Raw genomic sequence first — 19209 nt, forward strand, 5'->3', positions numbered from 1 at the left:
TCAGCGATCGGGCGCCGCCGCGCGGGCGGCGGCGCCCTCAATATTCATACTCGAGGCCCACGCCCATCGAGGTCTTTCCATCGACGGCGGTTTCGCTCTGAACGCGGACGCCGCGCGTGACGTCGACCCCGACGTTCACCGAGGTCTGCTCCGGCCGCGCGCCGGTGCGGACGCCGACGCTCACCCCCTCCATGATATAGCGAGAGACGCCGATCGTCGGCCCGCTCGCGCCGCCGGCGTCGAGATCGAGCGAATCAACGCCAAGCGCCCGGCGCATCTTCTCGAAAGCGTCGACGCCGGTGGCGGCCCCCGAGAATTGCGCGAGCGCGGCGGCGAGCTGCACGGCCTGGAAGGGCGTGAGCGAACCGGACGCCCTCGCGAAGAGAAGGCGCGACAACACCTCGTCCTGCGGCAGTTCCGGCGACGATGAGAAAGTGAAAACGGGCGACGCCGCGGGGCCCGAGACGCCGATCTTCGCGGTAATGTCCGCCGCCCTCGTTTCCGCCGTGAAATCCAGCGTCGGCGTGAGGCCGCCGGAGAAAGCGAGCTTCCCCCGCGTGATGTCGATGCGCTGCGTGAGCAGCTGCATCCTGCCGCGGCGCAGATCGAAGCCGCCGATGACATTGGGCTTTTGCAGCGTGCCGCCGATCTTGAGGGCGCCGCCGAACTCCGCGTCGATGCCGCGGCCGCGCACGAAGATCCGGTTCGGCGCTGAAAGCGAAAGGTCGAGCGCGGCGTCGAAAGTCGACTTCCGCGCCTCCTTCGCCTTCCGTTTACGCTCCAGCGCCAGCATTTGCGCGGCGAAGCCCCGCGCGTCGATATGGGTCGAATTGGGCAGCGGCTTCAGATTGACCGGCAGGCGATCGGGAACGTTCACGTCCATCGAGTCGAGATTGACCTTGCCGGCGACTTTCGGCGCGCGGGCGAGCGGGCCGCTGACCATGAGATCGAGGTCGCCCACCGAGGACACGATATCCGTGCTCGCGAGCTGGGCGTTGTTGGCGAAGACGTGGAGCGAGCCGGGCATGCCAGCGTCCGGCGCGACGGAAACCTTGCCTGCGACGGCGATCTGGCCGCCATTCTTCGTCTGTGCGGTGAGGCCGTTGATCGTGAGATCATGTCCGCGTCCCTCCAGCCGTCCGGCGATCCGGGCGAGGCTGATCCCGTTCAGCGGATCGTTGAAGGCGCCGTCCGCGATCGTGACCGCGCCGCCGATGACCGGATTCGCCGCCGGACCCGTGAGGCGCAGGTCGACATTGGCCTTGCCCGCCGCCGTCTGGCCGTTCGCCGCGAGCATGGTGTTGGCGAGCGCGGCGTCGATCGCGCCCTTGACGGAAAGATCGAGCGCTCCCTCGCCGAGCGGCGCCGAGCCCGTGATCTTGAGGCGGCTTGTCGCCCCCAGCGCGACGTCGGCGTCCAGCGTGGTTCTTTTGTTGGCGAGGCGGCCGCTCGCGGAAAGATCGATCGCGGGCAGGCCGTTGGCCCGCAACTGCGGCGCCGTCGCCCTGGAAACCTTCACGCGCCAGTCGCCCGAGGGCGCGGCTTTTGTCCCCGTGACGCGCGCCTCCGCGTCGAGCGTTCCGTCGAGGCCAAGCGAGGGATCGGCGATGGCGGCGACGGAGAGCGGCACGGCGCGCGCCCGGGCGGTCAGATCGAGACGGTCGCCGACCGCGCCTTCGATGTCGAGGCGCCCCGAGCCGAGCGCGACCGCCACGCCCCGGAAATCGACCGCGCCGCCCTGAACCGTGATGACCGCCGGCTGCGTGAGCGCGATCCTCCTGCCGCCGCGCTGGGCGGAAAACTGCGCGACGTCGAGGCGCGTCCGGTCGCCGGGCGTCAGCGTCGCGCGACTCGCGACATTGAAGCCGCGCGCGTCGAGCGTGAGATCGAGCGCCGCGGCGCCGTTCCCCGCGGGGCGCGCGAGAAGCCGCGCCCGGTTGACCGTCTCTCCGCCGACGCGGGCGTTGTCGACGGAAACGTCGCCGTCGAGCGCGGGGCGCCGGAAGACGTCGCGCGCGGAGAATCTCGCAGCGAGCCGTTCGACCGCGACGCCCGACGCCGCGACGCTGGCGCCCGACGCGTCGACCGAAACATTCTGCCCGCCGCCCGCCGCGTCGAGCGCCACGGTCGCATTCAGGCGGCCGCCGAGCTTCTGGAGCGCCAGCGCGGACAAATCGTCGAGATCGGGCGCGGCGACCGCGAGGCGGCCGTTCGCGAGCCCGGCGCCGTCGAGGGAAAGCGCGCCTTTCGCCGTCGCGCTTCCCACCGAAACGTCGAGGTCGTCGAGCTTCCATCCCTCGTCTGCGCGCGCCAGCGAGAGGCGGCCGCTGGCCGGCTTGCGGTCGACCACGCCGTCGAGCGTCGCGCGCGCCGTGAGCCGGCCGAGAATGTCGCGCGCCTCGCCCTCGAGCGTCAGCTTGGGGATCGGCCTGCCGTTCGCCGTCGCGTCAGCCAGCGTCGCGGAGAAAGTCGCGTCCGGCTTGTCGAGCGAGCCCGTGACGGCCGCGGCGACCGTCGCCCGGCCGGCAAGCGGCAAGCCCGCGTAGCGCAATTCGGAAATGTCGATCTTCGCGTCGACGGCGGCCTTCTCTTTCGTCGCCGATCCGTCGACGCGGGCGATCGCATGCGCGGCGCCGAGGGTGAGTTTTTCAAAGGAAACGCCCCCATCTGGAAGGGTCGCGACCTTTCCGGCCAGCGTGAGCTTTTCCCCGATGAGCCCGTCGGCGGCGGCGACGCCGGTCGCGAGCCCGGTCGCGACGCCCGCGAGCGCCGCCTCGACGCCGCCGTCGAACGGCTTGCCCGTCAGATCGGCCGACAGATCGAGCGCGCCGCGAAGAACTCGTCCCGCGAGCCGAGAGAAACGGCCAAGATCCGGCGCCGTGAGCCGCGCCTTGCCCTCGAGCGCCCCCGCCGCGTCGAGCCGCCCGGAGCCGCTGAGGTCGAAAGCCGAAGCGGCGAGCGCGAGCCGGTCGAGCGTCTTGGCGCCGTCGTCGCGCACATGCGCCGTCGCCTCGATCTTCGTCGTCTCGGCGAAAAGCGGCGCGATGCCGCGGGGCAGCACGTCCGACAGCCGGGCGGAAAGATCGAGATCGAGTCGCCGCGACGCCGCTTCCCGCGAAATCCGGCCAACGCCCTCGGCGCCAGCCTCGCCGGCTCGGGCGGCGAGCTTCGCCTCGAAGGCGTCGAGCGTTCCCGCGCCCTCGAGCGACGCCTCCACCGGCGGCAGTCCGGGGAGCTTGGCGAGGCGCGCGATGAGGCCGTCGCCCGGCTCCGACGCTGCGAATTTGATCCTGAGCCTGCCGTCTCCGGACGCATAGGCCGCGTCCGCGCCGATCGAGCCCGGCGCGTCGAGCCGCTGCGCCAGGAGCCTCAGGCTCGCCGCCGCGCCCGTGAGTTCGCCGCCCCCATTGACGGAAAGCGTCGCGGCGGCGCCGGCCACGGGCTCGGCGAGAACGAGCTTTCCCACCGACAGTTCTCCGAGCCGCACGCCGATGGGCAATCGGGGCGGAAAGGACATCCCGGCCGATGCGGAGTCCGGCTTCTTCCCCTCCGGCGTCTGCGCCGCGGGCGCCGGACGGCGCAACACCTCCACCTCGCCCGCTTCGATGCGATCGACGTCGAGCTTCATCCCGACGAGCGCAAGCCGCGACCATGACGCCGACACGCGGTCGATCCTCAGCCAGGGGCCGTTCCGGTCAGAGACGACGACGCCCGTCACGACGGGGCGCGACGACAAGATGTCGTCGATCGCGCCGATGTCGATTTTCATGTCAGGAGACGAAACGGCGTTGGAGACGAAGCTTGCAAGGGAGCGGCCGCCGGCCGCGCTGTGCAGCGAATAGACGCCGGCGCCGATCGCCAGCGCGACAAGTCCGGCGAGGCCGGCGCCGATCGTCGCCCGGCGGGAGAGCCTGCGGGTCAAAAGCTTTCTCCGATGCCGATGAAGAGCGCGAGCCGGCTGTCGACCGGCCGGGGATTGAGCGGCGTCGCGAGATCGACGCGAATGGGACCGATGCCCGTGTAATAGCGCAGGCCGATGCCGGCTGCGGCGCGCAGGGTCGAATCGAAATCCGGCCAGGGCGCCGAAAAAGCGGCGCCGACGTCGATGAAAGGCACGACGCCGATGTTCTGCGTCAGCTTGATGCGCGCCTCGCCAGACGCCTCGAACAGGCTGCGGCCGCCGGTGGGGAAGCCGAAGCCGTTCTCCGGGCTGATCGAGCGATACCGATAGCCGCGCACCGAGCCGCCGCCGCCCGCGAAGAAGCGCCGGTTGGCGGGAATGTTCTCGATGGGCGCGCCCGCGATGGAGCCCGCCGCGACGCGCCCCGCGAGAATATACCAAGCGTCTTCGTCGAGCGCGTAATAGGCGGAGGCCTGCCCTTTCGACTCAAACATGGCGACGCTGTTGGAGAAGGCGCTCACATAAGGCGCGACGCGGCCGACGACGCGCACGCCGCGCGTCGGCGCCAGCGCATTGTCGGTGCTGTCGTAGTTGCCGGAAACGGGGAAGCCGAGCAGCGTGTAATTATGGAGGCCCCAGACGTCGTAGAACTGCCCGCCCTCGACTTCGACGCCGGCCTGCACCGAGGCCGTGTCGCTGAAGCGATGGCGGATCGCGCCGTTGAAATTGCCGTAGGCCGCCCAGTAATAGACCGTGCGCTCACGGATCAGCGAGCCGTCGAGCAGCAGGTCGTTTCTCGTGCCCCAGAGCGCCGGCTTGATGAAACCGACATGCGCGACGCCGACGAGATTGCTCGCCTTCAGCTCGGGGAAGGCGAGGAAGGCCGCCGAATTGTTGTAATAGGCGAGGCCGCCTTCGAGATCGACGCGCAGCCGCTCGGCCCCGCCGAACAGATTGCGGTCCACCCAATAGCTGCGCAGCGACGGGCCGTTGATGTTGGAGAACATCGCCGAGGCGCCGATCGCGTGGCGCATCCGTTCCGTCGTCTCGACGAGGATCGGCAGATTCCCGTTCTTGTCGAGATGGGCTCCGTCCTCGACCCTCACGCCGCCGACCGACTCGATGCGCGCGACGGATCGGCGCGTCTCGGCGAGCTTTTTCGGACTGTAGGGCTCTCCCTCCTCAAGATAGATGAAGGAGCGAATGACGTCGGGGTCGATTCCGGGGGAGCCGGACAGCTCAACGGCGCCGATGCCCGCCTTGGGGCCGGGGTCGATGGTGACGGCGACGTCCATCACATGTTCGCGATGGTCGACGACCGGGCGCGTCGTCACCACTTTGGCGAGCGGATAGGACTTGTCGCGCAGGGCGTCGACCCATTCCGCCTGACGGGCGCGCACGGCGGCGGCGCGGGCGGGTTCGTCCGGACTGACCGCCAACGCCTTGCTCGAAAACAGCGCCGGATCGATCGGGGCGTTGGTGCGCGCGTCATAGACGACGACGTGACGCAATTTGAACAGGGGTCCCGGCTCGACCTCGAAGACGACCGGCGCGAGCGAGGATCCCCGGTGGCGCTCCGCCGCCGCCGCAGCAACCTCGGCGCCTTTCCCGTCGGGCGAGACGGGCGCGCCGGCGACGGTCGCGCGCACCGTAGCGTTGAAATAACCGCTCGCCCAGAGCGCGTCCGTGATGCGCGGATAATCGGCGATGACGCGGCGCGTCAGTCCGACGCCGGCGGAGGGGGAGTCGAGCCGCAGGCGCCAGCTGTTGGAGGCGTCCTTGAGCGTCTGTTCCAGCGCCCCGTCGTCGCCGAGCCCCGCGAAAGTCACGTCATAGGCGACGGCGTCGGGTTTCGGCTCCGCTTTTTCGGGCTCGCTAAAGAAACCGAAGAAATCGAAGGCGCGCGCTGGCGTCGCCCCGCCGAGGCACAAGGCGCAAAACGCCGCCGTCAATGAAATGCGCGATATTCTCACGGCGGACCCGCAATAAACCCGGTCTTCAGCATAGGCGGAAAGGGCGCAGCCGTCCAATCCGTTAAGCTTAAAGCCCCGCTCATAGTTAAGCATTTCGACCAGTTCATCGAGAGACGCTAGCTTTTCCTTTCTTTTCGTGGACTTAATCGACGCGCTGACCGCGCCGGGAACCGCAAGCGCCGCGGCGCGCGACGGAGCGTCGCCGGCCCGGCGGGCAAAAAAGCGCAACGCGCCGATTCCGATAAAATTGAACGAGAGGGCTCAAGCCTTCGAATACGGGATCGCGTCAAAAAGAGGAAGCGACCAATTATCGCGACTTTCGAGGCGCCGGCGGCTCGCTCGAAAGTCTCGGCACGGGTCCCGTCGTCCGGCGATCTCGCGGGCGAGCGGGCGAAACGACGACGGTAGACGGCTATGGGCGTGAATCTCCTGCACTCGATCAGTCATTTCGACACGGACCGCTTCCAGCGCGTGCCGCTCTCCCTGCAGGGGAGATACATGCTCCTGAAGTCGAGCGAGGAATATCCCTGCCGCACGTTCGAAATGTCGCCCGGCGACGTCTCGCTTTTCGCGCCGGTCGCGGCGGTGCCCGGCGAGAAGGTCGTGCTTTACCTCAACGAACTTGGCCGCTTCACCGGATCGGCGACCCGCGCGACGGAGCAGGGGTTCGAGATGACCCTGCAGCTCACGCCCAAGAAGCGCGACCGTCTCGCCGATCAGCTGACCTGGTACGCCAACCGCTCCACCCTCGACGTCGAGGAGCGGCGCCGGCACGATCGCGTGGTTCCGCTGATGGATCTGACGGTTCTGCGCCTCACGCGCGGCGACGAACATATCGTGCGCATCCGCAGCCTGTCCCTCTCCGGCGTCTCTATCGAGACCGACCACTTCATCCCCATGGGCGCGGAAGTGCTCATCGGCAACACGCCCGCGAAAGTCGTGCGCATTCTCGATGACGGCGTCGCCTGTGAATTCGTCAAGCATTTCCGGCCGGGCGAGATCGACGAGACGACGCGCCTCTGACGGCGCGGACCGCGGCGGACGGCGCCGGAAAAGCCGTCGGCGTTTTCGGGGCGGCGCTCAGCCGCCAAGTCATTTGCCCTCCAGCCTGCTGCGAGGCTCGGACCTCAGCCTCTCGCGCGCCTCGAAGAATCCGAGCCGCCGGGCCGTCAGCCAGTCGACCAGCCGGGAGGGCGTCAGTCCGGGCAGGGTCCAGCCCAGGAGGCGACTCGTGACGACCGGAATGCGCACGGGCGGACGCCGCGCCGTCAGCGCCCGCAGGACAGCCTTCGCGACAAGCTCGGGCCCCGGCGCGGCCCGCCCGCCCTCCACCGCCCATTTCTGCACGCGGCGCGCGGCCGGGCCGTAGATCGTTTTGTCGAAATGCGTGAAATCGGCGCTGTCGGCCTTGTCCCAGATCGGCGTCGCGATCATGCCGGGCGCGATGACGACGACGTCGATCCCATAGACCATCAGCTCGCGCCGCAAGGCGTCGGACATTCCCTCGAGCGCAAATTTAGAGGCGTTGTAGGCGCCCAAAAACGGCGTCGCGAAACGGCCGGCGACGGAGCTCATGTTGACGATGCGGCCCGGCGTCCCGCCCTGCGGCGCGCGCGCGCCGAGCAGCGGCGCGAAGGCCTGCGTCGTCTGCGCCTGACCGATGAGATTGACCTCGATCTGCCGGCGGAAGTCGTCAATCGGCAAATGCAGCAGCGGCCCCGGAACGGCGACGCCGGCGTTGTTCACGAGGCCGGCGAGCGTATCGCCCGCGAGCCAGGCCTCGACTTCCGCCGCCGCGCGCGCGACGGCGTCGCCATCCGTGACGTCGAAGATGAGCGGCGCGGCGTCGCGCCCGAATTGCGCCCGCAGGCGATCGGCGTCCTCCGTCTTGCGAACCGATCCGAAAACGAAGAAGCCGTTTTTCACGAGCGCGTCGACGCAGGCGGCGCCGATCCCGGTCGAGGCGCCGGTGACGACTACGGCGCGTTTCCCGTTCGTCATGCGAAACTCCTCAGGCCGTCGCGAGCAGGCGCGTCAAAACGTCGATCGTCGAGGCGTCAGCGCGGCCGTCGACCCGGGCGGGCCGGAAATGCCTCTGAAAAGCCGCGACCGCCGTCGCCGTCTCCTCGTCGTAAATCCCCGTTTCGGCGAGTTTGTAGCCGAAAGCCGCGAGCTGGCGCTGAAGCTGCGCGACCTTCTCGCCGGCGGCGTCCCGCTCGAGCGCCGGGCCGTCGCCCGGCGGGAGCGGCGCGAGACGCAGGCCGACGCCCGCCGCGGCCAGCCTGTCCCAGGGAAAGAACTCGCCGGGGTCGATCTTGCGGCGCGGCGCAATGTCCGAATGCGCGAGCACGCGCTGGGGCGCGATTTTTCGCCGCGCGCAAATGTCGCGCGAGAGCCCGATCACGGCGTCGATCTGTTTTTCGGGATAGGGGCGCGGGTCGATATGGCCGGGATGAACGATCTCGATTCCGATGGAGGCCGAATTCACATCGGTCTCGCCCGCCCAGCAACTTACGCCCGCGTGCCAGGCGCGGCGCGACTCCGGAACGAGCTGCAGCACGCGGCCGTCCTCCTCGACAACGTAATGCGCCGAGACTTCGGCGATGGGCGAACACAGAAGCTCCAGCGCGCTCTGCGCCGTGGGCATGCCGGTGTAATGCAGGACGAGGGCCGAGATCGGACGCGCGCGCGGCCCGTGATTGGGCGAGGGAAAGACGATCGCGCGCGCATGATCGGGCGCGAAACGCGCGACGAGTTCCGGCGCGTTGCGCCAGGGCGCGGTCGCCGTCACCCATTCGACGGTTCGCGACTCTGGGTCCGCGGCGCGCAAGACATCCGTGACCACGCAGGCGCTGTCGGCGCCGGCCGCGAGCGCGAGACAGGCGCGCGCCGGCGTCAACCCGCCGATGGCGACGAGCGGAACGCCGCCTGCGCGCTTTTTCCACGCCGCGAGCTTTTCGAGACCCTGCGGCGCGAATTTCATCTCCTTGAGCAGCGTCGGCCACACGGGGCCGAGCGCGACATAGTCGGGGGAAAACGAGAGGGCGCGCTCGAGCTCGGCGTCGTCATGGGTCGAGACGCCGAGCCGCACCCTGTGGCGGCGCAGCGCCGGAACGTCCGCCCCGGCCAGATCCTCCTGCCCGAGATGCACGAAGTCGCATCCGGCGTCGATCGCAAGGCGCCAGTAATCGTTGACGACGAGCTGCGCCCCGGCCGCGCGGCAGAGATCGCGCGCGCGGGCGATTTCCTCGCGAACCTCCGGCTCGGGGCGGTCCTTGACGCGCAATTGCACGAGCTTCACGCCGAGGGGCAGGAGCCGCGTCAGCCAGTCGGCGCGGTCGACGATGAGATAGAAGGGATCGAGGCTCGTCGAAGTCACGGGCGGCTCCTTGTCGCGCGCAGCCATAGACAACCGCCGTCCGAAGGGAAAGGCCTCAGCCGAGCGCGCCGAAAGGACGCCCGATCGCCGGCGTCGAGGGCTCGGCCATGTCGCGCGGGGTCATCGGCCTGGCGAGATGGGCGAGCCGCCCCGCCTCCGCCGCAAGACCGAAGGCGCGCGCCATGCCGACGGGGTCGCCCGCGCGCGAGACGGCCGTGTTCAGCAGCACGGCGTCATACCCCATCTCCATCACCGCGACGGCATGGGAGGGCGCCCCGAGCCCCGCATCGACGATGAGCGGAATGTCCGGGAAATGCGCGCGCAACGCCCGCAGGCCGAAGGGATTGTTGACGCCGCGCCCCGAGCCGATCGGCGCCGCCCAGGGCATGAGAACCTTGCAGCCCGCGTCCAGGAGCTTCCCGGCGACGACGAGATCGTCCGTCGTATAGGGGAACACCTCGAAACCGTCGGCGGCGAGCGCCTTCGCGGCCTCGACGAGCCCAAAGACGTCGGGCTGGAGCGTGTCCTCCTCGCCGATGACCTCGAGCTTGATCCAGCTGGTCTCGAACACCTCGCGCGCCATCTGCGCGGTCGTAATGGCTTCCTTCGCCGTGCGGCAACCCGCCGTATTGGGCAGCACGCGCGCGCCGGTCTCGCGGATCAACGACCAGAAACTCTCGCCCGCCCGGCCGCCGCCCGCCTCCCGCCGCAGCGACACGGTGACGATCTCGCAGCCCGAGGCGCGGATCGACGCGGCGAGGATCGCCGGCGAAGGATAGCGCGCCGTGCCGAGGAGCAGGCGCGACCGCAGCGCGGCGCCGTAGAGCGTCAGCGGATCGGCGATGTTCAGCGGCGCGTTCATCCCCCCTGCCTCGGCGTCACGATCTCCACCGCGTCGCCCTCCCGCAGCGGCGTCTTCCCGCGGTCCTTGTCGCGCACGAACTCCTGGTTCAGCGCGGTGCCGACCTTCTGATCCGCATAACCCAATTCGCGCAACAGCGCCTCGAGGGTGGCGGCCGCGACCTCACGCGGACGCCCGTTCACCTGAATCCGCATCCATGACCTCCGGGAAAAAGGCGCCCCGCAAAGCGGCCTCCGCCGCCCGCCGCGCCAGCGCGGGCGCAAGCAGGAAACCGTGCCTGTAGAGCCCATTGAGATAGAGGGTCCGCCCGCGTTTGATAAGGCGCGGGAGATTGTCGGGAAAAGCCGGACGCACATCCGAGCCCGTCTCGACGATTTCGGCTTCCGCGAAAGCCGGATGGATCGCGAAGACGGAATTCACCAGCTCCACGACCGAACGCGCCGTCACCCGCGCGCGCTCCTCGTTCTCGATCATGGTCGCGCCGACCATGAAGAGTCCGCCGCCCCGCGGCACGACATAGACCGGGCGGCGCGGATGCAGCATCCGCACGGGGCGCGACAGCGAAATCTCGTCGCTGCGCAAAATCAGCATCTCGCCCTTCACGCCGCGCAGCCTCGGCAGGGCGTCGCGGGCGGAAAAGCCCCGGCAGTCGATCGTCCAGTCCGGCCGGGTGTCGAGGCTCGGGGCCTCGACTCCGAAATGCTGCGCAACATTTTGCATTGCAGCAAGGCGTCCGGCGAGCGCCGCGAGGGCGGCGCGGGGATCGAGATGCGCCTCCTGGGGAAAGAACAGCGCCGCCTCGAAACGGCCCGCGAGATCCGGCTCCAGCGCGGCGACGCCCGGGGCGTCGAGCCGTTCGAAACGCTCGGTGCGGCGGGCGAAATCCGTCAGCTCGGCGCTTTCGCGCGGCGCCGCGACGACGAGACTGCCCGCGGCCGTCGCGACCGGAATCTCGCGCGTCCAGAACTCGAGCGCCTCGCGCCCGAGTTCGGCGACGAGCGGCTCGGCGCTCTCCAATTCGCACCAGGGCGCGATCATGCCGCCCGCATAGCGCGAACAGCCCTGCCCGGGCGCGGCCGCGCGCTCGACGAGCTCCACCCCGGCGCCGGCGCGCGCCAGCGCATATGCCGCGCAGAGCCCGGCGACGCCGGCGCCGATCACCCGCGCAAGCATGAGCCGCCCCTTATGGAAAGAAGATTCGACACCATCCCTCCGCCAGCACTGAACTGGATCAGGTTCTAAGGGTCGCCGCGCCAAGCGTCCCGCGACGCCTCTGCAGCCTCTCAGCCCCCCTGGCGGGACTCCCCCGGCCGGGCGAGGGTCGCGCGAAAGCGCGGTCGGCGTCAAGCGCCGCGGCGGCGCGCAATGTCGGCCTCAAGGCGGCGGTTGGGCTTGCAAGACGGGCGGCGATGGCCCAAGATCTCGCACAACAATGACGCGCGTCAAAAAATCTCAGCCGGCGCGCCAATCCGGGAGAGAAATCAGATGTTCACCAGTCTCCGCACGGCTCTGGCCGCCGCGTTCGTCGCCGGCGCCGTTGGCCTCGCCGCGCCCGCCCAGGCCGCCAAGATCGGCCCCTATTTCCCGATCCCCAACGGCTTCAACCTCACGGGCGTCGCTCGCGACTCGCTCCTGACCATTCAGGCGAGCTGGCTGAAAAACGGCCTCGACAATCTCGAAAAGGCAAAGAAGGAAACGGACGCCGCGCTCGAAAAGGCCAGGGAAGGCGCGCCGGATCAGGTCGCCGCGCTGGAGGCGAAGGCCAAGGATCTCGACAAGATGATCGAGGATACGAAAGCCGAGATCGCCATCGCCACCGACACGTCCCCTGACCATGCGGTGCAGAAAGAGCGCAAGGACAAGCTCATCGCCAACGTCAACCAGTGGATCAACGAGCTTGAGCGCATGGCGACGGAGCAGATGAAGATCGCCATCATGTCCGACGGCGGCGTGGCGATGACGGCGGAGAAGCTCAATCACCAATATTCGACCTTCGCCGACGACCTCCAGAAGGCCAAGCGCGACGCGAGCATCGAGAACTGGGGGAAATAGGGGCGGCGCACCAAAGCGGTTGGGATCGCCGCCGACACTGCTTTCTGTTTCGTCCAGCCATGAGTGGGCGGCGGCATCCTTCGCAAGAGAGCTCCGGTCGCTCGGTTAGCGGTCCGGATCTCTAACTTTTGTAAGCTCAAGAAGGCAGCAAACTTCTAACCCGATGAGGAAGAAGGCTTAGTTCTTGTTGTGACGGCTGGACAACCATTTCCGGTGCAGAGGCAGGATCATAGTGCAGAGGTCTATATTCAGCATCCGCCTTTCCACTTATAATACACCGCTTACCATATTTCTCCTTGACACTCCAGTGCACAACTTCATTTATGTTATTCTCTGTATTTTCCCTATAAAGCAATCTCCTACCTGGGGGATGGAACAAACCCTCGACGTAGTTGTAGAACTTGCTGATAGGATAATTTCTTAACGTATCATGAACCATCCCGTGGATATCGGCCAATTCGACTTCTTTTCTTACAGCATTTACATCAAATTCCAGGTTCGTATGCTCTTGGACTCTCGCGATCATCCATATTAGCGCGAGGTCGGAAAGTTGACGCTCTCGATACCCGCCGCCGACATCGCAATGTACGCCGGGAAACCAAGCTTGCTCGACAAAGAGAGCTGAATCCGGCTTGATGCCGCCTTGGGCGGTCCAGAACATGGGGATGAAAGAACGTCGCTGTTCATCTACTGCGACCGCATGGAGAGCAACCTTGACATTTTCTGGCAGTCTAGTGCTGTGCACTCCTTCCAAGAAGTAATTAGAAAATAAATTCCCGAATATCTCTAATCCCCATCCTCCTGGAACACCAAATGAACTGACTGTATCCCACACACCAATGCACGCGATTTCCCGGCTGCTATGAACGTCAATATCCAAACTTGTGTTATTTTCACCAGACTTCCACATTGTTTCAAAAGGCATCGAGCTCTGCCGCTTACGAATACCTCTTTTGTTAATAATTTCCGCAAGCGCGCGCACTCCATACGCGCCACGAGAGAATCCAAATAGATATAATTCATCCCCATCATTATAATTTTTCACAATACACTCATAAGAATCTTTGACAGACATCATCAAATCAAGTCCTGTGGCTCCATATGCAGGCCCTTTAAAATAATTGACTTCCTGAATCACGCCTTTAGATGAAACACTCGGAATTAGCGGCGCTTTTGCTATGGTAGGGCAATGAAGCAAAGCAACATTTGTTGCCCCTGGAATGTAATCAGCATCCTCAGGCCTCAGCGACTCGTCATTTAGAGTGCCATCGATCAAAATTACAATTCGCTTCTTTGCTTCTTGACCAAACGATAGACTGGTCGCGAAGGAACCCAGCGCCAGAGATGTTAATACTTTACGACGAGTGAGATTCTCAGACATGTTGCATACTCCCGTGGGCCATCCAAAAAGAATGTCAATTCGCAAAAATCATCGTGGCCAAGTTTTAAGTTTGGTCTGAATCCGCCTCTTTGGCAACCCTGAAGGATAGTCCCTAAACACTGTGATTGGACGCTTTAAGTTGCAATCCGTCCTCTTCTGACCGGCCGTGATTAACCCTGAAAAAGACGTCACCCCGAATGATCTGACAACTTTAATTTAAAAAAGCATAGACGCTCACAGACATCGTCAGACCGGAAAATCGTCGCGCGGCGCGGGTTTCTGCAGTTCGGAATTGAGCTGCTCGATCCGCCGCGCGGCGTCGTCCAGGGCGCTCGCCATGCGCTCCTCTAGCGCGGCGGCCGACTTTCGCACGGCGTCGAGTTCGGCCCGAAGCGCGGCGATGTCCATCTCTACGGCCTGCGCCCTGCCTCGCGCGTCCGTCGCCTCGTCGGCGATGGAGAGGGCGGCCATGACGACGATGCGCTGCTCGCCGATGTCGCCGAACCCCTCTTTCATCGCAAGAATCTTCCCCTCGACATAGCGAGCGAGCTGCTCCAGCCGCGCTTCCTGCCCGTCGTCGCAGGAGAGGCGGTAGGTGCGCCCGGCGATGTTCACGATGACCGCCGCCATGGCTACTCCCCGCGCGCGATGGCCGACGTCGCCGCTCCGAGCGCGGCCGCGACGCCCGCGCCGGCGCTGTCGAGACGCCGCAGCACCTCGTCGCGCGCCTTCTCCAGCGCGTTGACGCGGGCGAGCGCGGCGTCGAGTTCGAGCGCCAGACGGCCGCGATCGTCCTGCATGATGGCGAGTTCCTCCTCCAGCTCGGCGCTGGAGAGGTCGTCCTCGAGCTTCAGGGCGACGGTCCGCTCCAGCTGGTCGAGCGCCTTTTGAAGGCGCTCGAGAGCGGCGTCGAGCTTTTCGGAATGCGTCATCGCCGGGCGGCGCCCTGTTTCTCGCAGCGGAAGGGGTTGCGGCGGGCAAGCGCCGATTCGCCGCGCGCCGTTGGTAGCATGAATCGGGCGAATCCCAAGGCGCCCCGCCGAAGCCGGGCGCCGCCGCGGCGCATGCGGCGCGGCGATGCGTTGACAGGGGGGCGCGAGGTGCTATTCAACCCTCGCCTCGACACCCAAAGCCCGGCGCGCGGCGCGCAGACGCCGCCGGGCGGCAGCCGCCTTTCTCGTAAAGCGCGCGGCGACAAGGAGAATTTCCAAATGACCGTCAGAGTGGCCATCAATGGCTTCGGGCGCATCGGCCGCAACGTCCTCCGCTTCATCGTCGAAACCGGCCGCACCGACCTCGAGGTCGTCGCCATCAACGATCTGGGCCCGGTCGAGACCAACGCCCATCTGCTGCGCTATGACTCGGTGCATGGCCGCTTTCCCCATGAGGTGAAGGTCGACGGCGACACGATCGACGTCGGTCGGGGCAAGATCAAGGTCACCGCCATCAAGAACCCCGCCGAACTCCCCTACAAGGAACTCGGCGTCGACGTCGCGATGGAATGCACCGGCCTCTTCACGGCGCGCGACAAGGCGAAACTGCTGCTCGACGCGGGCGCGAAGCGCGTGCTCGTCTCGGCGCCGGGCGACGGCGCGGACCTCACGGTCGTCTATGGCGTCAACCACGACAAGCTCACGAGGGATCACCTGATCGTCTCCAACGCCTCCTGCACCACGAACTGCCTGGCGCCGGTCGCCAAGGTCCTGCACGAGGCGATCGGCATCGAGAAGGGGATCATGACCACGATCCACTCCTATACGGGCGACCAGCCGACGCTCGACACCTTCCACAAGGATCTCTACCGCGCGCGCGCGGCCGCGCTGTCCATGATCCCGACCTCGACGGGCGCCGCCAAGGCGGTGGGCCTGGTGCTGCCGGAACTCAACGGCAAGCTCGACGGCTACGCCATCCGCGTGCCGACGCCGAACGTCTCGGCCGTGGATCTGAAATTCGTCGCCAGGCGCCCGACGACGAGGGACGAGATCCACGCGGCGATCAAGGCCGCCGCGGATGGCCCGATGAGGGGCGTGCTCGCCTATACGTCCGAGAAGCTCGTCTCGATCGACTTCAACCACAATCCGGCCTCCTCGACCTTCCATCTCGACCAGACCAAGGTGATGGACGGCAATCTCGTCTCGATCCTGTCCTGGTACGACAATGAATGGGGCTTCTCCGGCCGCATGACCGATACGGCGGCGCTGATCGGCTCAATGATCTGAGATAGGCGGAGTGGCTTTATGTCTGGTGAGCAGGAAAGGGCGGAGGTTTCTCACCGAGATCTATCGATCAGCGATCTTGCGCAGGAAATCAATCGCGCCTTTCCTGATCTCAAATGCCTGAGATGCGGCGGCGAGAAATTCTTTCTGAGCCGCCAATCGGTTATGGGCGCGATCTCGCAAAAGGACGACGGCTCTGCGCGCATCGAGGGCGGACATCTGGAGACGGTTGCATTATCATGCCCTCGATGCGGCTTCGTAGAGCAACATTTGGTGAAAATCCTCGTTGAAGCACCCAAACCTATTTCCGTGGTAAAATCAGATGGCCGAGATAGTCCCCTTTGAACCCAACCGAAAGGGATCTAGCTCAGATTCCGGCGGCCCGGAGGATCCCATGCTCGAAGCACGCGTTGGCCGCCTGGAAGAGAAGATGGATCGTATCGAAGGCATCCTCGTCCGGCTGGAGCCCAAGGTAACCGAACTTCTCCAGACTGGTGCGAAACAAGCCGACCTCGTCCGTCTCCAGGTGGATGTCGCTGAAATGAAGGGCCGCCTAGCCGGCATTGAAGGCCGGATCGGGACAGTAGAGGGGCGCATCGCCGGCGTCGAGGGACGTTTCAATCAAGTTCCGACGATCTGGTCGATGCTCGGCCTCATCGGAACCCTTCTAATCGGCATCGCTGGCCTCATGTTCACAGCAGGAAAGTACTTCCACTCATGACCTCCTTCCGCACCCTCGACGACGTCGACGTCAAAGGCAAACGCGTTCTCCTGCGCGTCGATCTCAACGTGCCGATGGAGGAAGGGCGCGTGACCGACGCGACCCGCATCGAGCGCATCCTGCCCACGATCAACGAGCTCGCGGAGAAGGGCGGCAAGGTGATCCTGCTTTCGCATTACGGCCGACCCAAGGGCCAGCGCGTCGAGGAGGATTCGCTGCGCCACGTGCTGCCGACGCTGGAGCATTATCTCAAGCGCAAGGTCGCCTTCGCCGACGACTGCGTGGGCGAAGCGGCCGCCGCCGTGGTGTCCGCGATGGCGGACGGCGACGTGGCGCTGCTCGAAAACACGCGCTTCCATAAAGGCGAGGAGAAGAACGATCCCGCCTTCGCCGATGAAGTCGCGAAGCTAGGCGACATTTTCGTCAACGACGCCTTCTCGGCCGCCCATCGCGCCCACGCCACGACGGAAGGGCTCGCCCGCAAGCTCCCGGCCATTGCGGGCCGCACCATGCAGGCGGAGCTGGAGGCGCTCGAATCCGCGCTCACCAATCCGGCGCGCCCGGTGATGGCCGTCGTCGGCGGCGCAAAAGTGTCGACCAAGCTCGAGCTGCTCGGCAATCTCGTCTCCAGGGTCGATTACCTCGTCATCGGCGGCGGCATGGCCAATACGTTTTTGGCCGCACAGGGCAAGGCGGTCGGCAAATCGCTGTGCGAGCACGACCTCGCCGCCACGGCGCGCGACATTCTGGAAAAGGCGAAGGCCGCCAATTGCACGGTCGTTCTGCCGGTCGACGCCACCGTCGCGCAGAAATTCGAGGCGCACGCGCCCTCGCACATCGTCTCGGTCGACCATGTCGGCGCCGAGGACATGATACTCGACGTGGGCCCGAAGTCCGTCGCCCATGTCGAAAGCCTGCTCGCCAAATGCAAGACGCTGGTCTGGAACGGCCCCTTCGGCGCTTTCGAGCTGCCGCCCTTCGACGAGGGCACCAACGCCGTCGCGCAGACCGCGGCGCGACTGACCGTCGAAGGCAAGCTCCTCTCGGTCGCCGGCGGCGGCGACACGGTCGCGGCGCTCAATCAAGCGCATGCGGCGCAGGAATTTTCCTATGTCTCGACCGCCGGCGGCGCCTTTCTGGAGTGGCTCGAAGGCAAGACGCTGCCGGGCGTCGCGGCCCTGCAGGCGTGAGGGCGGGCGCAGGACCGGGACGCCGTTGACGGCGGCGATGGCCCTGCGCTACCAAATAGCTGGGTAAACACCGCGTTAAAGGCGTCGTAAGAATGCCGAGAGAGAGCATTGCAAAATTCGCGATCGGGCAGGTCGTGAAGCACCGCCGCTATCCCTTCCGCGGCGTCATCTACGACGTTGATCCCGTGTTCGCGAACACGGAGGAATGGTGGCTCTCGATCCCGGAGGAGGTGCGTCCGCGCAAGGATCAGCCGTTTTACCACCTCTTCGCCGAGAACGCCGAAACCGAATATGTCGCCTATGTGTCGGAGCAGAACCTCGTGCCCGACACCTCCGGCGAGCCTGTCCGCCATCCGCAGGTCGAGGAGACCTTCGAGCGCGACGAGGACGGCGTCTACCGCATTCGCGCGCAGCAGCGGCACTGATCTCGAAAAACCCGCCCGCGCCCTCTTCGTGCGCGCGCCTTGCGGCGTCTTAAGGAAACGCCATGGCGGTCAACAAAAAACGCCCGCGCTCCTCGCGCGGGCGTCGGGACTTTGCGCGAACGTCGCGCTTACTTCTTGGGGGCCTCCGGGACCGCGGCGCCCTTGGCCTCCAGCTTCTTGCGCTCTTCCTCGGCCTTCTTCTGCAACTCTTCCTGAAGCTTCTTCTGCTGCTCCTCAAGCACCTTCGGGTCGATCGCCGGGCCGTCGAAGGCTTTGCCGAAATTGGCGAGCGGCAGATAGAAGGTGACCTCGGCGTTGGCCTGGTTCTTGACGATGATCGTCATCTTCTCGGCCTTCTTCATGCCGTCGACCAGCGCTTTCTTGACCTTGGCCTCGGCGAAGCAGCCGTTCGGGAAGCAGATTTCGAACGCGCCCGACTCCATGTTGCCCTTGTCGACTGCAAAACGGAAGCCCGGCTTCAGCATGAGTCCCGGCGGCAACAGGAGGCGGATGATCTTGGTGTCGTCGCCCTTGGGGTCGTAGACGGCGAGCGCCAGCAGCGGCTGGGGCGCGTCGCCTTCCTTGGCGGCGGCGCCGAAATCGCGCGTCGTGTAGCAGATTTCCTTTTTGGTCGCCGGATCGGCGCCGCAGACCTTGGTCCAGTCGGGCTGCACCGCCTGCAGCGTGGCTGTGATCGGCCCCTGCGGCTGCGCCGGCTGCTGTTGGGGCTGAGCGGCGGGCGCGCCGCCGGCGGCGGGAGCCTGCTGGGCCTGCGCCGAGACGCCGGCGAGCAGGAAAGCTCCCGCCAGCGCGACCGCGGCGGACCGCGGGAAGAGGATCGACATTTCGGAAGTCCCTTTCGATTTGTCTGCTAGCCGGCGCCTTCCGGCTGCGCAAAGAATTTTTGGTCGCGACGCCGCGGGGCCGCCCGCACGTTGCGGCGCCAGAACCCAACGCCGTGGAACCCTTGCCCTCACGCTGATTCTCCTCGCCGCCGTCGAAACGCCGAGTCGATGGCGAAGCTCTTACATGGTCGCAGCGGCAAATTCCAGCGGGTCTTGGGCGAACCGAAGGCGTCAGTGGACCGGCGAGACGGAAAATTCAAAAAT

General features: G+C 66.2%; 18 protein-coding genes. 7 read left to right on the top strand and 11 right to left on the bottom strand.

The features are described 5' to 3' along the window. Positions 1-37: 37 nt before the first annotated feature. Together ACV959_RS17190 and ACV959_RS17195 are read right to left on the bottom strand one after the other, a co-directional pair. Positions 38-3922, bottom strand: coding sequence for a translocation/assembly module TamB domain-containing protein (locus tag ACV959_RS17190; RefSeq protein WP_475737763.1), 3885 nt, complete (start codon positions 3920-3922; stop codon positions 38-40). Continuing rightward, entirely contained in the window at positions 3919-5853 is a 1935-nt protein-coding gene (locus tag ACV959_RS17195) for an autotransporter assembly complex protein TamA (protein WP_475737764.1), read from the bottom strand. The genes ACV959_RS17190 and ACV959_RS17195 overlap by 4 nt, the downstream gene beginning before the upstream one ends. A gap of 435 nt (positions 5854-6288) precedes the next feature. Between ACV959_RS17195 and ACV959_RS17200 the strand changes: the two genes are divergently transcribed. Further along, the gene (locus tag ACV959_RS17200) at positions 6289-6897 is read left to right on the top strand and encodes a PilZ domain-containing protein (protein ID WP_475737765.1); all 609 of its coding nucleotides are present in this window, start codon (positions 6289-6291) and stop codon (positions 6895-6897) included. 69 nt (positions 6898-6966) lie between these two features. On the opposite strand, the gene ACV959_RS17205 is transcribed toward ACV959_RS17200, so the two are convergent. The 5 genes from ACV959_RS17205 to ACV959_RS17225 are packed head-to-tail and all read right to left on the bottom strand — an operon-like array spanning position 6967 to position 11288. After that, a complete protein-coding gene (locus ACV959_RS17205) occupies positions 6967-7875 on the bottom strand; it encodes an SDR family NAD(P)-dependent oxidoreductase (RefSeq protein WP_475737766.1) in 909 nt (302 codons plus the stop codon). Between the two features lie 10 nt (positions 7876-7885). After that, positions 7886-9280, bottom strand: coding sequence for a thiamine phosphate synthase (locus tag ACV959_RS17210; RefSeq protein WP_475737767.1), 1395 nt, complete (start codon positions 9278-9280; stop codon positions 7886-7888). Between the two features lie 28 nt (positions 9281-9308). After that, positions 9309-10115: a thiazole synthase gene (locus ACV959_RS17215; RefSeq protein WP_475737768.1), complete on the bottom strand. Its 807-nt coding sequence runs from the start codon at positions 10113-10115 to the stop codon at positions 9309-9311. Next, positions 10112-10309, bottom strand: coding sequence for a sulfur carrier protein ThiS (gene thiS / locus ACV959_RS17220; protein ID WP_475737769.1), 198 nt, complete (start codon positions 10307-10309; stop codon positions 10112-10114). The genes ACV959_RS17215 and thiS overlap by 4 nt, the downstream gene beginning before the upstream one ends. Beyond that, positions 10278-11288: an FAD-dependent oxidoreductase gene (locus ACV959_RS17225; protein WP_475737770.1), complete on the bottom strand. Its 1011-nt coding sequence runs from the start codon at positions 11286-11288 to the stop codon at positions 10278-10280. The genes thiS and ACV959_RS17225 overlap by 32 nt, the downstream gene beginning before the upstream one ends. A 312-nt stretch (positions 11289-11600) precedes the next feature. Here ACV959_RS17225 and ACV959_RS17230 point away from each other — a divergent pair, with 312 nt between their 5' ends. Further along, the gene (locus tag ACV959_RS17230) at positions 11601-12167 is read left to right on the top strand and encodes a hypothetical protein (RefSeq protein ID WP_475737771.1); all 567 of its coding nucleotides are present in this window, start codon (positions 11601-11603) and stop codon (positions 12165-12167) included. A gap of 136 nt (positions 12168-12303) precedes the next feature. On the opposite strand, the gene ACV959_RS17235 is transcribed toward ACV959_RS17230, so the two are convergent. From ACV959_RS17235 to ACV959_RS17245, 3 genes are all read right to left on the bottom strand, one after another. Further along, positions 12304-13548 carry a phospholipase effector Tle1 domain-containing protein gene (locus ACV959_RS17235; protein WP_475737772.1) on the bottom strand — a complete coding sequence of 415 codons (1245 nt, stop codon included), beginning with the start codon at positions 13546-13548 and terminating at the stop codon, positions 12304-12306. A 246-nt stretch (positions 13549-13794) separates the two neighbouring features. Beyond that, entirely contained in the window at positions 13795-14178 is a 384-nt protein-coding gene (locus tag ACV959_RS17240; RefSeq protein WP_475737773.1) for a cell division protein ZapA, read from the bottom strand. A gap of 2 nt (positions 14179-14180) precedes the next feature. Continuing rightward, on the bottom strand, positions 14181-14480 hold the full coding sequence (locus tag ACV959_RS17245; protein ID WP_475737774.1) for a DUF4164 family protein: 300 nt from the start codon (positions 14478-14480) through the stop codon (positions 14181-14183). Positions 14481-14759: 279 nt separating this feature from the next. Here ACV959_RS17245 and gap point away from each other — a divergent pair, with 279 nt between their 5' ends. The 5 genes from gap (at position 14760) to hspQ (ending at position 18100) form a co-directional block, all read left to right on the top strand. Further along, positions 14760-15767 carry a type I glyceraldehyde-3-phosphate dehydrogenase gene (gene gap, locus ACV959_RS17250; protein WP_475737775.1) on the top strand — a complete coding sequence of 336 codons (1008 nt, stop codon included), beginning with the start codon at positions 14760-14762 and terminating at the stop codon, positions 15765-15767. An 18-nt stretch (positions 15768-15785) separates the two neighbouring features. Then, positions 15786-16109 carry a hypothetical protein gene (locus ACV959_RS17255; protein WP_475737776.1) on the top strand — a complete coding sequence of 108 codons (324 nt, stop codon included), beginning with the start codon at positions 15786-15788 and terminating at the stop codon, positions 16107-16109. Positions 16110-16158: 49 nt separating this feature from the next. Continuing rightward, positions 16159-16485, top strand: coding sequence for a hypothetical protein (locus ACV959_RS17260; protein ID WP_475737777.1), 327 nt, complete (start codon positions 16159-16161; stop codon positions 16483-16485). Further along, positions 16482-17675 (top strand): phosphoglycerate kinase, encoded by a 1194-nt coding sequence (locus tag ACV959_RS17265; RefSeq protein WP_475737778.1) that lies wholly within the window; start codon positions 16482-16484, stop codon positions 17673-17675. The genes ACV959_RS17260 and ACV959_RS17265 overlap by 4 nt, the downstream gene beginning before the upstream one ends. 92 nt (positions 17676-17767) lie before the next feature. Beyond that, a complete protein-coding gene (gene hspQ / locus ACV959_RS17270) occupies positions 17768-18100 on the top strand; it encodes a heat shock protein HspQ (protein WP_475737779.1) in 333 nt (110 codons plus the stop codon). A gap of 128 nt (positions 18101-18228) precedes the next feature. Here hspQ and ACV959_RS17275 read toward each other — a convergent pair whose 3' ends face one another. Further along, on the bottom strand, positions 18229-18945 hold the full coding sequence (locus ACV959_RS17275) for an invasion associated locus B family protein (RefSeq protein ID WP_475737780.1): 717 nt from the start codon (positions 18943-18945) through the stop codon (positions 18229-18231). Positions 18946-19209: the final 264 nt, after the last annotated feature.

Source organism: Methylocystis sp. Se48 (assembly GCF_056269425.1).

Coding starts and splice junctions, on each gene's coding strand:
- ACV959_RS17200 (WP_475737765.1), top strand. CDS start 6,289: ATGGGCGTGAATCTCCTGCACTCGATCAGTCATTTCGACACGGACCGC.
- ACV959_RS17205 (WP_475737766.1), bottom strand. CDS start 7,875: ATGACGAACGGGAAACGCGCCGTAGTCGTCACCGGCGCCTCGACCGGG.
- ACV959_RS17210 (WP_475737767.1), bottom strand. CDS start 9,280: ATGGCTGCGCGCGACAAGGAGCCGCCCGTGACTTCGACGAGCCTCGAT.
- ACV959_RS17215 (WP_475737768.1), bottom strand. CDS start 10,115: ATGAACGCGCCGCTGAACATCGCCGATCCGCTGACGCTCTACGGCGCC.
- thiS (WP_475737769.1), bottom strand. CDS start 10,309: ATGCGGATTCAGGTGAACGGGCGTCCGCGTGAGGTCGCGGCCGCCACC.
- ACV959_RS17225 (WP_475737770.1), bottom strand. CDS start 11,288: ATGCTTGCGCGGGTGATCGGCGCCGGCGTCGCCGGGCTCTGCGCGGCA.
- ACV959_RS17230 (WP_475737771.1), top strand. CDS start 11,601: ATGTTCACCAGTCTCCGCACGGCTCTGGCCGCCGCGTTCGTCGCCGGC.
- ACV959_RS17235 (WP_475737772.1), bottom strand. CDS start 13,548: ATGTCTGAGAATCTCACTCGTCGTAAAGTATTAACATCTCTGGCGCTG.
- ACV959_RS17240 (WP_475737773.1), bottom strand. CDS start 14,178: ATGGCGGCGGTCATCGTGAACATCGCCGGGCGCACCTACCGCCTCTCC.
- ACV959_RS17245 (WP_475737774.1), bottom strand. CDS start 14,480: ATGACGCATTCCGAAAAGCTCGACGCCGCTCTCGAGCGCCTTCAAAAG.
- gap (WP_475737775.1), top strand. CDS start 14,760: ATGACCGTCAGAGTGGCCATCAATGGCTTCGGGCGCATCGGCCGCAAC.
- ACV959_RS17255 (WP_475737776.1), top strand. CDS start 15,786: ATGTCTGGTGAGCAGGAAAGGGCGGAGGTTTCTCACCGAGATCTATCG.
- ACV959_RS17260 (WP_475737777.1), top strand. CDS start 16,159: ATGCTCGAAGCACGCGTTGGCCGCCTGGAAGAGAAGATGGATCGTATC.
- ACV959_RS17265 (WP_475737778.1), top strand. CDS start 16,482: ATGACCTCCTTCCGCACCCTCGACGACGTCGACGTCAAAGGCAAACGC.
- hspQ (WP_475737779.1), top strand. CDS start 17,768: ATGCCGAGAGAGAGCATTGCAAAATTCGCGATCGGGCAGGTCGTGAAG.
- ACV959_RS17275 (WP_475737780.1), bottom strand. CDS start 18,945: ATGTCGATCCTCTTCCCGCGGTCCGCCGCGGTCGCGCTGGCGGGAGCT.